Annotated in this window: 13 protein-coding genes; 9 read left to right on the top strand and 4 right to left on the bottom strand. The window is 45.4% G+C overall.

The features are described from left to right. Positions 1-146: 146 nt before the first annotated feature. On the top strand, positions 147-2,936 hold the full coding sequence (locus DXN04_RS23920) for a TolB-like translocation protein (protein ID WP_116855916.1): 2,790 nt from the start codon (positions 147-149) through the stop codon (positions 2,934-2,936). 37 nt (positions 2,937-2,973) lie between these two features. On the opposite strand, the gene DXN04_RS23915 is transcribed toward DXN04_RS23920, so the two are convergent. The 3 genes from DXN04_RS23915 to DXN04_RS23905 are packed head-to-tail and all read right to left on the bottom strand — an operon-like array spanning position 2,974 to position 7,249. After that, positions 2,974-3,468 carry a hypothetical protein gene (locus tag DXN04_RS23915; RefSeq protein WP_147320047.1) on the bottom strand — a complete coding sequence of 165 codons (495 nt, stop codon included), beginning with the start codon at positions 3,466-3,468 and terminating at the stop codon, positions 2,974-2,976. Between the two features lie 58 nt (positions 3,469-3,526). After that, positions 3,527-6,178, bottom strand: coding sequence for a valine--tRNA ligase (locus tag DXN04_RS23910; RefSeq protein WP_116855914.1), 2,652 nt, complete (start codon positions 6,176-6,178; stop codon positions 3,527-3,529). Between the two features lie 45 nt (positions 6,179-6,223). Next, positions 6,224-7,249 carry a threonine aldolase family protein gene (locus tag DXN04_RS23905; RefSeq protein ID WP_116855913.1) on the bottom strand — a complete coding sequence of 342 codons (1,026 nt, stop codon included), beginning with the start codon at positions 7,247-7,249 and terminating at the stop codon, positions 6,224-6,226. 325 nt (positions 7,250-7,574) lie between these two features. On the opposite strand from DXN04_RS23905, the gene DXN04_RS23900 reads away from it, so the two are divergent. The 8 genes from DXN04_RS23900 (at position 7,575) to DXN04_RS23865 (ending at position 13,213) form a co-directional block, all read left to right on the top strand. Further along, positions 7,575-8,432: a sigma-70 family RNA polymerase sigma factor gene (locus DXN04_RS23900; RefSeq protein WP_012793808.1), complete on the top strand. Its 858-nt coding sequence runs from the start codon at positions 7,575-7,577 to the stop codon at positions 8,430-8,432. A gap of 167 nt (positions 8,433-8,599) precedes the next feature. Beyond that, on the top strand, positions 8,600-9,553 hold the full coding sequence (gene trxB, locus DXN04_RS23895) for a thioredoxin-disulfide reductase (RefSeq protein ID WP_116855912.1): 954 nt from the start codon (positions 8,600-8,602) through the stop codon (positions 9,551-9,553). Between the two features lie 25 nt (positions 9,554-9,578). After that, the gene (locus DXN04_RS23890; RefSeq protein ID WP_158569125.1) at positions 9,579-9,962 is read left to right on the top strand and encodes a dihydroneopterin aldolase; all 384 of its coding nucleotides are present in this window, start codon (positions 9,579-9,581) and stop codon (positions 9,960-9,962) included. 80 nt (positions 9,963-10,042) lie between these two features. Continuing rightward, positions 10,043-10,798, top strand: a complete 756-nt coding sequence (locus tag DXN04_RS23885; protein ID WP_116855910.1) for a tetratricopeptide repeat protein — start codon at positions 10,043-10,045, stop codon at positions 10,796-10,798. A gap of 69 nt (positions 10,799-10,867) precedes the next feature. Continuing rightward, entirely contained in the window at positions 10,868-11,743 is an 876-nt protein-coding gene (locus tag DXN04_RS23880; protein WP_116855909.1) for a DUF3822 family protein, read from the top strand. Next, positions 11,734-12,285, top strand: a complete 552-nt coding sequence (locus DXN04_RS23875; protein WP_116855908.1) for an RsmD family RNA methyltransferase — start codon at positions 11,734-11,736, stop codon at positions 12,283-12,285. The genes DXN04_RS23880 and DXN04_RS23875 overlap by 10 nt, the downstream gene beginning before the upstream one ends. A gap of 7 nt (positions 12,286-12,292) precedes the next feature. After that, a complete protein-coding gene (coaD, locus tag DXN04_RS23870; protein ID WP_116855907.1) occupies positions 12,293-12,763 on the top strand; it encodes a pantetheine-phosphate adenylyltransferase in 471 nt (156 codons plus the stop codon). A gap of 18 nt (positions 12,764-12,781) precedes the next feature. Continuing rightward, a complete protein-coding gene (locus DXN04_RS23865; protein WP_116855906.1) occupies positions 12,782-13,213 on the top strand; it encodes a hotdog fold thioesterase in 432 nt (143 codons plus the stop codon). A 29-nt stretch (positions 13,214-13,242) separates the two neighbouring features. Here the strand turns inward: DXN04_RS23865 and DXN04_RS35650 are convergent, their stop codons facing one another. Then, positions 13,243-13,869 carry an NUDIX hydrolase gene (locus DXN04_RS35650; RefSeq protein WP_116855905.1) on the bottom strand — a complete coding sequence of 209 codons (627 nt, stop codon included), beginning with the start codon at positions 13,867-13,869 and terminating at the stop codon, positions 13,243-13,245. Between the last annotated feature and the right edge of the window lie 122 nt (positions 13,870-13,991).

Here is a 13,991-nt window from a genome sequence, read left to right as displayed (position 1 = left end):
CTCTTATTGAATGCTAAATGCATCAAATTACTTTTGATACAACCTGTTTCTTTTTTGATTCGACTACACCTGATCTCATCTCAACGAAAGGTCTCATGGCGTACCGCAATAATTATGTATATTGTCAGGCTATACCTACAAATGTTATGAGATTATTCGCATATCTCCTGCTGTTACTTTTTCCTGCCAGCTTGTTCGCGCAGGTATTTGGCGGAAATCCACCTTCATTGAAGTGGCACCAGATCAACACAGATACTGTTCGTGTCATTTTCCCTGCAGGCCTTGAGAAAGAAGGTCGCCGGGTGGCCAATATAGTAAATTACCTGGATGCAAATACCCGTGGTTCTATTGGTAACAAAAAGATGAAAGTGAACATTGTCCTGCAGAACCAGACCCTGGAATCCAATGGCTATGTGGCACTGGGCCCTTTCCGTTCAGAGTTTTACCTCACACCTCCACCTAATCCTGACCTGGGATCCCTGAAATGGGAAGAGCAATTGTCTATTCATGAGTACAGACACGTCTTACAGAACAGCAACTTCGATCAGGGAGCATCTAAAGTAGTTTCGTATATCTTCGGACAAATGGGTTTGGCAGCAGCAACCAGCATTGCTGTACCAAACTGGTTCTGGGAAGGAGATGCTGTGACTATGGAAACAGCACTCAGTAAACAGGGTAGGGGCAGATTGCCTTCATTCTTCGACGGCTTCAGGGCTTTGTCTCTCGAAAAGAGGAACTACTCTTTCATGAAAATGCGTAATGGCTCTTATGTAGACTATACGCCAAACCACTATCCCCTGGGTTATCTTATGAGTATGTACGGCCGGGAACATTATGGTCGTATGTTCTGGAAAGATATTACAACAGATGCCGTGCGGTATAGGGGATTGTTTTATCCCATGAGCCGTAGTATGAAGAAACATACAGGGCAGAATGTAGTCGGCTTCTATCACAGGATGTTGGATGAATACCAGGCAGAATGGAATAACTATGCAAAGGATTCTGCAGTTCCGGGTGCAACACTGATCAAAGCTCCGCGTACGGTGACTAACTACAAATACATCTATACCATCAGACCCGGGCAGTGGATCGTTTACAAAGATTCTTACAAAACAGTGCCTGGATTTTATGTAATAGACAGCACCGGTAGTCAGACCTTACTAACGAGACCGGGTATACAATTCGATGATTATTTCGGGTATAAGAATGGCCGCCTGGTATGGACGGAAGCCCGCTACGATCCACGCTGGGGCTGGAAAGATTACTCTGTGATCAAACTGTATGACAGGGAGACCGGAAAGAAGAAGACCCTGACCAAAGGCACCCGTTATTTCTCACCTGATATCAATGCAGACGGTACAAAGATTATAGCAGCTTATACATTGTCGTCACAGGTATTTGGTTTGCAACTGCTGGACGCGGCGGATGGAAAGGTGATTGCCACCCTGCCTAACCCGCAAAACTGGTATTATACCTATCCAAAATTCTCTGCAGATGAACAGAGCATCATCAGTGCGGTGCGTAATGCGAAAGGAGAGATGGCCCTGATCAGACAATCTATCGGCAGTGGCGAAACGGAATTGCTGACACCTTTCAGCTTCAACATGCTGAGCATTCCAAATGTGCAGCATGATACTATTTACTACACAGCCAGCTATAAAGATGTAGATAATATTTATGCGCTCACCCTGGCTGACAAGCAGATTCACCAGGTAAGTAATCATGATAATGGTGTACTGCATGGAACAGTAGAAGACCGTGGCATTGTATTCAGTGGATTTACCTCCAGGGGCTACCAGTTATATACAGATAGCATCACCTGGAAACCTATAGATCCTAATGTGAACTATCATAGCAAATGGCTGCAACCTGATTTCCAGGAAGGCGGAGATATCCTTTCTACAGTGCCTGACAAGGATTACAGGATTACAAAATACAGGAAGAGCACGAAGCTGATCAACCTGCACAGCTGGTTGCCTACCTTCGATGATCCTGATTATAGTCTGACGATCTATGGTGACAATATCCTGAATACAGCATCAACAACTTTAGGATATACATACAACAGAAATGAAGGAAGTTCTGCACTGAGTGGCAACTTCATTTATGGTGCGCTGTTCCCTTATTTACAGGGCGGCGCTACCTATACATTTAACCGCTCAGATTTATATGCAAACAGGGGCCGTTTATACTGGAATGAAATGGATGTACATGGCGGCATTACGATACCATTGACATTGTCAAGGGGAATGTATAGCCGTAGTATTTCCTTCTCCTCCATGTATCACTACCTGGAGCGTTATCCGCAGGGAAATTTCAAGTTCCTGCACCCTTCATTGCAATACCTGGGTAATTCCTTTGTGTTTTATAATGCGCGGAAGAAGGCGACGCAGAACCTGTTTACACATTTTGGTCAGTACCTGTTGCTCTCTTATAATCATTCGCTGGATAATCTCTTTGCAGAGCAGTTCTATGGCCGCTTTGACCTGTATTTACCGGGGCTGAGCCAGAATCATAACCTGGTCCTGCAGGCGGCTTTCCAGCAGCGGGATACCATGCGGAATTATTCCTTCACTGACAATTTTGCTTATGCAAGAGGCTACAATACACCGTATTATAAATGGGTGTATAAGCTGGGGTTGAACTATCATTTTCCGATTGCTTATCCTGACTGGGGTTTTGGACAGATGTTGTATTTTATGCGTGTGCGGGCTAACTTATTCTACGATTACAGCAAGGCGTATAACTATCTCAATAATTCTCATAATAAGTATACATCGGCAGGTACGGAGGTGTTCTTTGATACCAGGATTGGGAATGTATTGCCTTTCTCATTTGGGTTCAGGTATAGTCACTTGTTTGACAAGGATCCGGCAGATAATGCGAAGGACCGGTTTACCTTTATTATTCCGATCCAGCAGTTATTTAACTACTAATAAAAAAAGAGGCCTTCTGATCAGAAGGCCTCTTTTTTTATCTTACTATAAATTTCAGTTTCGGTGCCCGGTACAATTTATCGCCAGTATAATTCACGATAATATTATCGAAGTAGAAAACTTCTCCTTTATCCAGCAGTTCCTTAATCCTTGTCACCCACAGTGCCGGCAGTTTATCGCCTTTAAAGCTATCGCCTACATACTCTGTATAGATGCCCGGTTTGCCGGTGGTATCATTCAGGTAAAATTCCTTATTCTCATAAGTAAAATCGAAAGATACTACGGGGTATTTGTTATTCTTCTCATCTCTCACTACAAGAGCAGAATCCAGCAACTTTGCGATCTCCGGACGGGGAATACTATCACTCAGGAAGATGCCCCAGGTACTTCTGAAGCGCAATTTTGTGATGGTAGTACCAGGGGCAGCTGCCGGTTTTTTGGCAGGTGCAGCCTTTGGTTTTCCTGACTGAGCATACAGTGAGAAAGCAGACATGACAACGAGAATGCCGGATAGTATAAGGTGTTTGCGCATAGTACTGAAGGGTATAAAAAAATCGCCCGGAGAGTTAACGTCCGGGCGATGTCTAAAATTATAATGATTTCAAACTTTCCGTAATGGCGGCAATTTTTGCCTCGGCATCTGCCTTCTTTTTACGTTCAAGTTCAACGGCTTCCGGTTTGGCATTCTGCACAAATTTTTCATTGCTCAGCTTCTTGTCTACAGAGGCCAGGAAGCCCTGGTTATAGGCCAGGTCTTTCAGCAATGCTTCTTTCTGTGCAGCAGGATCGAGTTCATTTTCTGTTTCCAGGTAGAACTTGTCTTTCTGTATTACCAGCGCGATGCAGCCACTTACAGGAGCATTCACATAGTTGATCGCTTTCGCATTTACCTGCTTGATCAGCATGTCTTCAATCTGTTTGAAGGCTTTCTGTTGGGCAGTATCGATGTGCAGTGCAATCGGATCTTTTGGTTTGATCTGGTTTTTCGCACGTGCGTCGCGGATGCTGGTGATTACTTCTTTTGCCAGTTCACCCTGGGCCAGGATGTTAGCATCGACAGCTGAAGGTGCTGCATACTGTTTGATGACCAGGTCATCGCCGGCTTCGCGGGTAGCGAGCAACTGATAGATCTCTTCTGTTACGAATGGCAGGAAGGGATGTGCTAAGTGCATCAGTTCTTCGAAGAAGTAAACGGTCTTTTTATAGATCGCCGCGTCGATTGGCTGTTCGAAACCAGGCTTCACCCATTCCAGGTACCAGCTACAGAAGTCATTCCAGATCAGGTGGTTACAGATCAGGTTCAGGGCTTCGCTGAGTTTGAAATCCTTGAACAGATCGATTACCTGTGCCTTCACTTCATTCAGTCTGTTTTCAAACCAGTTAACCGCAAAGTGAGCTTCTTCGCTGGAGCTGGCACCTTCAGCAACGCGTCCTTCCCACATCTTCACCAGTTTCAGGGCATTCCAGATCTTGTTATTGAAGTTACGTCCCTGTTCACAGCTTGAATCGTCAAACAGCAGGTCATTACCGGCAGGAGAAGCGATCATGATACCGAAACGAACGGCATCAGCACCGAAACGGTCAATGAGTTCCAGCAGGTCAGGGGAGTTACCCAGCTGCTTACTCATCTTACGGCCCAGTTTATCACGCACCATACCGGTGAAGTATACATCGCCGAAAGGCTTTTCGTTTTTGTATTCCATACCCGCCATGATCATACGGGCTACCCAGAAGAAGATGATATCCTGACCGGTAACCAATACATTGGTAGGGTAGTAGTAATTGATCTCTTCGTTGCCTGGGTTGGAAACGCCATTGAATACTTCCATTGGCCAGAGCCAGCTGGAGAACCATGTATCGAGGCAGTCATCGTCCTGACGCAGGTCTTCGGCTTTCAGATCTACGCCCCTGGCCTTAAACTGCGCAACCGCCTTGTCAAGGCTGGTAGCTACTTCGAAGGTACCATCCGGCGCATAGTAAGAAGGAATGCGCTGACCCCACCAGAGCTGACGGGAGATACACCAGTCCTTTACATTTTCCATCCAGTATTTGTAAGTAGCGAGGAAGCGATCGCCGGGGTGGATTTTTACATCACCGTTTACAACTGCATCCAGGGCTGGCTTTGCCAGTTCTGCCATCTTCACAAACCACTGGGTACTGATACGTGGTTCTACTACGGTGTCAGGGTTACGTTCGCTGTAACCGAGGCGGGTAGTGTATTCCTGTTCCTTAACCAGCAGGCCTTGTTCAGCGAGGGCAGCTACTACCAGTTTACGTGCCTTGAAGCGATCTTCCCCGACGAATACACCGGCAGCGGCGCTGAGGGTACCATCATCATTGAGGGTATCCACTACTTCGAGGTTGTGTTTCAGGCCCAGGTTATAGTCATTGATATCGTGAGCAGGCGTTACTTTCAGTGCACCGGTACCAAATTCCTTATCAACGTAAGTATCGAAGATGATAGGTACACGACGGTTTACCAGTGGTACTATTGCGAAGTGACCTATCAGGTGTTTGTAACGCTCATCATCAGGGTTTACGCAGATAGCGGTATCACCCATGATGGTTTCAGGACGTTGGGTAGCGATGGTGATAGATTCGCCGGTGAGGTTACCGTCTCCATCTTCCAGTGCATATTGTACATGGTACAGTTTACCCTGCAGGTCTTTGTACAATACTTCTTCGTCACTGAGTGCGGTTTTGGCTTTAGGGTCCCAGTTGATCATACGGGCACCCCTGTATATTTTACCTTTATTATAGAGGTCTACGAATACCTTGATAACTGCTTCATAGTAGTGGTCATCCATGGTAAAGGTGACACGATCCCAATCGCAGGAGCAACCGAGTTTCTTGATCTGGCTGTAGATGATACCGCCATATTTCTCCTTCCACTCGAAGGCATGTTTCAGGAATTCCTCACGGGTGAGCTGGGATTTTTCGATGCCCTTTTCAGTTTTGAGCATGTTTACCACTTTCGCTTCTGTGGCAATGGAAGCATGGTCGGAACCTGGCACCCAGCAGGCATTATAGCCACTCATACGGGCACGGCGTACCAGGATATCCTGTACAGTTTCGTTCAGGGTATGGCCCATATGCAGGACCCCGGTGACGTTTGGCGGAGGTATTACAACTGTAAAAGGAGGGCGGTTGTCCGGTTTACTACGGAAATACCCTTTATCCATCCAATGTTGGTACCACTTGCCTTCGGCAGCAGCAGGCGTATAATTTTTAGAAAGTTCCATGCTATCGATATATCTAATTATATAAGAGTGTGCAAAAATAAGAGATTATTCCATTTCGGCTATTACAGCGCAGGTTTTTGCTACCATAGCAGGGGTGATATCGAGGTGGGTGACCATCCTGACAATGTTGTCAGCTACAGGATTAGCCAGAATTCCTTCATTTTTAAGGTAATCGCAAAAATAACGGGGTGTCCATTCGTCACCCGTCACATCAAAGCTGATAATGTTGGTTTCTACAGGCAGCATGTGGCCGACGAAAGTTTTTTCGAGCAGGGCCTGGGCAATATCTTTGGCGTGCAGGTGATCCTGGGCGAGTCTGTCAATATGGTGTTCCATGGCATAAATACCGGTAGCGGCCATGAAGCCAGCCTGGCGCATACCGCCACCGAGTCTTTTGCGTACGCGGCGTGCTTTGCGGATAAAATCGGCGCTGCCAATTAAAACAGATCCCATGGGGCATCCCATTCCTTTGTTCAGGCATACTGACAGACTGTCAAATAATTCCCCGTAAATGGCAGGCTTTTCCCCGGTGGCTACCAGGGCGTTGAAGAGCCGGGCTCCGTCCAGGTGGAGCTTGAGTCCGTTTTGCAGGCAAACTTCCCTGATTTTGATCATTTCCTGGATGTCATAGCAGCATCCACCGCCACGGTTCATGGTGTTTTCAATGCAAACAAGGCTGGTGGCGGCTTTATGTACATCATCCGGGTTAATGGCTGCCAATACGTCTGTGGCAGAGAACATGCCTCTGTCACCTTCCAGGGGGCGGCTTTGGGCACCGGAAGTGGCAGCGATACCACCGCCTTCGTAGATATAAATGTGTGCTAAATTGCTGTGAATCACCTCATCGCCGGGTTTCGTGTGTACATTGATGGCGATCTGGTTGCTCATGGTGCCGGTAGGGCAGAAGAGGGCAGCTTCTTTTCCAAAATAGGCTGCCATGATGGCTTCTAATGCATTTACTGAAGGGTCCTCTCCGTATACATCATCTCCGGTGGCTGCAGTGTACATGGCATCAAGCATGGCGGGTGTCGGGCGGGTAAAAGTGTCACTCCTGAAGTCGATAATCATCATTGAAGATTTTGCAAACGATTGAAGAATAAATTAGTGAAGTTATTAATTTGAATGATATTCTTTTTCAAACGTTAAAATTTATATAAACCATTAAAAATACCTAATAAAGGGCTATAAAATTTCGTTTATATAAAGTACTTTGTTATACGAATAGTGCGGCAAAAGAAGAATTTGGCAGTGTGGGGGATTAGCACGATCTTTGCAGGCTAATTTGTTATAACGATAGTATGAGGAGTGGGAATATTTTGTAAGATATATATTTTACAAATTTCAACAAAATAAATCTTCTCGTGTTATCTAATTTATAAACTAATACACTTTCAATATGAGGCAACTTAAAATTGCCACCCAGATCACGAACCGTGATTCGCAGGCGGTAGAAAAATACCTGCAGGAAATTTCAAAGATCCCTTTGTTAACACCTGAGGAAGAGACTGTATTGGCGCAACGTATCAAAATGGGCGACCAAAAGGCTCTTGAACGTTTAACTACAGGAAACCTGCGTTTCGTTGTATCAGTTGCAAAGCAATATCAGCACCAGGGCTTAAGCCTGAGCGACCTCATTAATGAGGGCAATTTAGGGTTGATCAAAGCTGCGCAAAGGTTCGATGAAACGAAAGGTTTTAAATTCATCTCCTATGCTGTGTGGTGGATTCGTCAATCCATCCTGCAAGCTTTAGCAGAACAAGGACGTCTGGTACGTCTGCCGCAAAATAAGATCGGCACTTACAATAAAGCGAACAAAGCCTACATGGCATTTGAGCAGGAAAACGAGAGAGAGCCATCAACAGAGGAGTTAGCAGAGATCCTGGAAATGTCTGAATCAGAAATCAACAATATCTTCCAAAGCAATACCCGTCACATGTCTCTCGATGCACCAGTACACGAGGCAGAGGACGTAGCCATGGGTGACCTGCTGGAAGGTGGCGATATCACTGATGATGATGTAATGCGTGATTCACTTCGTGAAGAGATCCGTCGTGTGCTGAAATCACTCAGCCCGCGTGAAGCTGAAATTGTGAATGCGTATTTTGGTCTGGATGGGGAAAATGGAGCAACGATCGAGCAAATCGGTCAGAAGTACGACCTTACTAAAGAAAGGATTCGTCAAATTAAAGAACGCGCCATCAAGAGGCTGCAAAAGGCCCGCTACAGCGGAGCACTCAAATCTTATCTGGGATAATAGTGAAGTGTGCACAGAGGACCTCTGTCATCAATATTATAAATCTATTATGTCTATAACTGCACCGGCTGTAATTTTTATAGCCGGTGTTTTTTATTATACAAGGAAGTGTACTTTTGCAAGTCAAATGAATTTCGAGCCACACTTTATTAATTTACATAGCAAGTATGGAAACTAATCAACAGCAAGAGCATGTGCATTTATTGATCATAGGTTCCGGCCCGGCAGGTTATACCGCTGCCATTTACTCGGCCCGCGCAAACCTGAAGCCAGTGCTCTACCAGGGTATTCAACCTGGTGGTCAATTGACAATTACGACTGAAGTAGAAAACTATCCGGGTTATCCTGAAGGTATTCAGGGACCTGAAATGATGGTTGACTTTGAAAAACAGGCTACACGCATGGGTGCTGATATCCGTTATGGCCTCGCCACTTCCGTGGATTTCAGCAGCCAGCCTTATAAAATTACTATCGATGAATCCAAAGTGATTACTGCCGATGCAGTAATCATCGCCACCGGTGCTTCTGCAAAATGGCTGGGCCTCCCTTCCGAACAGCGTCTGAACGGTAGCGGTGTTTCTGCCTGCGCTGTATGTGATGGATTCTTCTTCCGTGGTAAAGAAGTTGCGATTGTAGGTGCCGGTGATACCGCTGCCGAAGAAGCACTGTACCTGTCCAAAATGTGCTCCAATGTACACATGATCGTGCGCCGTCATGAAATGAGGGCTTCCAAGATTATGCAGGACCGTGTACTCAAGACATCTAATATCATGGTATACTGGAACTCTGAAACTCAGGAAGTATTGGGTGATAACAAGGTAGAAGCAGTGAAACTGCTGAATACCGCAAAGAATGAAGAGCAGACAATCCCTGTCAGCGCATTCTTCGTAGCGATCGGTCACCAGCCTAACTCCGACATCTTCAGGGATTACCTGGAGCTGGATGAGCAGGGTTATATCAAAACTGTTCCTGGTTCTTCCAGAACTAACCTGGAAGGCGTATTCGCTTGTGGCGACGTACAGGATAAGATCTACCGCCAGGCAGTAACCGCTGCAGGTAGTGGTTGTATGGCGGCACTGGATGCAGAAAGATATTTATCTGCTAAAGAGCACCAGGCTTAATCATATTATTCTCCAAACCAACCGGATGCAAGTCTGGTTGGTTTTTCTATTTTCTTCCATGCTGACAATAGGACTTGAACAGGTACATTTTCATGCTTTCCATGGTCTTTACCCCGAGGAAAAGATCATCGGAAACGACTTTATTATTGACGTATATGTCACCATTCCGGGTACCTCTCCAATTGACAAGATTTCTGAGACAGTTAACTACCAGGGCTTACTGAATGTGATCAGGCCCATTATGGAAATTCCACAACCCCTGCTGGAACAGGTGGTGTACGCTATTACCGATGCCATTAAGCTCAAATACCCGGAAGTACAGAAAACAGTCATTTCCCTGCGCAAAATGAACCCTCCCATGGGTGCTTCCGTACGTAATTCTATCGTTTCTCTCGAAAAGACTTACTAGTTTATTCTTCTCAACTATGGAAAATTTCTGAAGATTGTATTAAATTTAGTTATTATAATATATATGAAAAACTCCTTCCTATGTTGAATAAAGCACTGGTACTTGCTTTTGTATTACTCATGCAGGGGATTGTGTATGGACAAACGGCCGATGAAATGATAGATCAGGCCAAAGCGTTAGAAAAGCAAATGAAAGAGGCGCCGGCACTGAGCCTTTACAAAGATGTGCTGAAAATACAACCTGATAATCTGACCGCCCTTGTTGCTGCCAGCGAGATCTGTAGCCGTGAAGGCTATCGCACAACAGATAAGGAAGAGCGATTAAAGGATTACACCGATGCAAGGACGTATGCGGAGCAGGCGATAAGACTGGCACCGGAAAATGCAGATGCCAATTATGTAATGGCAATGGCTATGGGCCGCCAGGCCCTGATAGCAGGTGCTAAAGAAAAAGTGACCGCTGCCAGGGAAGTAAAGCGCTATGCCGAACTGGCCATTAAGTTCAATCCCAACTACGCAAAGGCATACTATATCCTTGGGAAATGGAATATTGAAATGCTCAACCTGAGCACCCTGGAAAAGACTGCCGCAAAGCTGCTCTTTGGTGGTTTGCCGGAAGGCTCCCTGCAGGAGGCCATTGATAATTATGAAAAGTGTCGGAAACTGGACCCCTCCATTGTGTTAAATTATCTTGATTTGGCCAGAGCCTATAAGCAAAATGATGAACAGGATAAATGCATTGAAGTGCTGAAGAAAGCTGTGGGCCTGAGGAATATCTACCTGGACGATGCTAATTATAAGGCGGAATGCAAGAAAATGCTCGATGAGATGCAGTAGCCAGTTAATTACATAGGGGTAAAAGTCGCTATTTTTGGTTAATATTGTGCCATATCTAATGTATTACTAATGTCTGTGACGTATAACATACATCCTGCTTTTGCCGCGGATGATGCATCGCTGCTTGAAACAGACCTCACTACCTGTCAGCTGCTGGTATTGGTGGGGAAGGGCTCTTTTAATTATGTGGTATATAATCCGGCTGCCAGGAAATTCCTGGCCCTGAAGTCGTACCGCTTCGCGCCCCAGAAAGCCACGATAGCGGATATCGAGGTGATCGAACAGGTGTTTGATACAGATAAGCTGCTTTTTACCAACTTCAGTGATGTATTGCTGGCATTCGATGGGGGCAACAGCACCCTGGTACCCGAAATGCATTTTGACCCTGCCATCAAAAAAGACTACCTGCACCTGATCTATCCTGAACAGGCCCAGGAACTTGTAATGGCAGACACTATTTCCGATCAGCAAATGGTCAATGTCTACTCTGTAGATAAGGACCTTTTCGGATTCCTGCGCAAAGAATTCTCTACTGACAAATTCTCGCATGTGAATACCGGTTTGCTGAAAGGCTACCGGTTCGACAACGACTATTTAGAGCTGAATGGGATCATTTACCTTGATATTCAGCAACATAAATTTACTTTGACTGTTTACCGCTTCGGCAAACTGCTTTTACAACAGGAAATGAATTCCCAAACCGGTCTGGATGTGGTATATCACCTGATCAATACCATTCGCCAGACAGGACTGGACGAATCCCAGGTAAAGGTAAAAGTTGGCGGGCCAGTCACCCAGGATTCCCAGATTTACGAGGAACTGCGCCGCTTTGTTCCTAAACTGGAATGGGTACCAAGACTTACCGGTTTCTGGTACATTAATAAAATGGAAGAGATTCCTGGCTATTACTTCAACAATCTTTATTCCCTGGCATTATGCGTATAATTGGAGGAGAGAAGGGGGGATTACGATTTCAGCCACCCGCAAACATGCCTCATACCAGGCCCACCACGGACATTGCAAAAGGTGGCCTGTTCAATATCATTGAAAATAACCTGGACCTGCCTTCGCTGAAGACACTGGATATCTTCGGTGGCACCGGTAGCATCAGTTATGAGCTGAACTCCCGTGGCGTAGAAGACCTGACAATCGTGGAGAAGGACAATGAGATGGCAGCGTTTATTCAAAAGACAGCAAAGGAACTGAATGTTCCCCTGAAGCTGTTCAAAATGGATGTGTTCCAATACCTGAAACAGTGTACGGAAAAGTATAACTTCATCTTCGCCGGACCTCCATATGCACTGACTACCATCGACCAGCTGCCTATCCTTGTATTTGAAAAGGAACTGCTGGAGCCGGAAGGATGGTTTGTGCTGGAACATACTCCCCGCAATAATTACAAATCATATCCATATTACCGGGATGAAAGGAACTATGGTACTACCATTTTCTCCATCTTCATCAACCGGCCGGAACTGAAGAAATAATTTCAACATGCAACGCATTGCTTTATTTCCAGGTAGCTTTGACCCCATTACCCTGGGCCATACTGATATAATAGATCGTGCTCTGGACCTGTTCGATGAGATTGTGATCGGCATAGGCACTAATTCCAGCAAGACACCCATGTTCAGCCTTGAACAACGTGTACAGTGGATTAAGGATATTTATGCCCGGACTCCAAAAGTGAAAGTGCTGACATATGCCGGTCTTACCGCTAAGTTCTGCGAGGAGATCGGTGCCCGGTTCATATTAAGAGGAATCCGCGGAGTTGTGGATTTTGAATATGAAAAGGCCATTGCAGATGTAAACAGGATGATGGACAATAAGCTGGAGACCGTATTTTTGAGTTGTACTCCTAAATACTCTACAATTGCTTCTTCGTTGGTACGGGATGTGCTGAAGTATGGGGGAGATCCAACACCACTTTTGCCTGAGCAGGTATTAAAACATATTAATCGTTAACTATTAATCAGCATAGCAATGAAACCGATCTGGCGTTCCTTAAATGTATCCCTGGACCAGTTGAATGAGAATGGGGCGAATACGATGGCGGCCTTTCTTGGAATGGAGTTTACAGAAATTGGGCCTGACTATCTGCGGATGATGATGCCGGTGAATGAGCGCACACGTCAGCCTTACGGTTTATTGCATGGAGGCGCTTCCGTGGCGCTGGCAGAAACGGTGGGTAGTGTGGCTTCTGCACTGATAATAGATCCTGAAAAACAGTTTTGTGTAGGACTGGACATTAATGCCAACCATGTACGGGGTATTAAAGAGGGCTATGTGCATGCAATAGCGCGGCCTTTGCACCTGGGAGGGACCACCCATGTGTGGGATATCAAGATCTGTGATGAACACAATAAGTTGATTTGTATCAGTCGCCTCACGGTAGCGATCAGAGATATAAAGTAAAAAGACGGGCCAGGCCCGTCTTTTTACTTTTATACAGCATAACCTTCCTGCTTAAACACAGCAATAATATTCAGGTAGGAGAACTTTAGGTATTTGCCCAGGTGCTCCGGTTTGATCCATTGAATATCGACAATGCCTTCTTCAATTTGTGGGATGGTCAGTTCCGTACCGGTAAACTTCATTTTATACCAGTAGGTGTGTTTTAATATTTTCTTTTCCTTGTAAGTATAATAGTGAAAGGTTTCAGTGATTTTGTGTTCGATGTGCACGTTATGGAGGCCTGTTTCTTCCCTTACTTCTCTTAAAGCGCAGGTTTCGAGACTTTCTCCTTCATCGAGTTTTCCTTTGGGCAGGTCCCATTTGTCATTTCTGAACATCAGGAGCACTTCTTTTTCCGGGTTGGTGATGAGGCCTCCGCCAGCAACGAGTACGGTGAAGTAACTCTTGACGGTTTCCAGTAGTTCATGCGGGTCCGGGTGTATGAAGATGGCAGAAGGGAATTTTCCTGTTTCCAGGGCCTGCAGGGTTTCTTCTATTGTATTTGTATCTGGTTCCGGGAACAGGGCTGCTTCCTTGTATTCGGCCGGTATGGCCTGATGGGTGGCAAGGATGAACAGCGGCCGTTCGTTGAGGTAAATAACAGTATCCTTTTGCATGGGGCAAAAATAAAGGAAACAGGGGAATTATATTAAGGGACTCAATAGGGTAATGAATCGCTTAATATTATGTTTTCACAGCTGTATTTGGATTTTCACAACTGTATTTGGATTTTTTAAAA

It is taken from the genome of Chitinophaga silvisoli (genome assembly GCF_003412465.1).
GTDB classification, from domain to species: Bacteria; Bacteroidota; Bacteroidia; order Chitinophagales; family Chitinophagaceae; genus Chitinophaga; species Chitinophaga silvisoli.
This window is presented reverse-complemented; position numbering and strand designations above follow the sequence as displayed.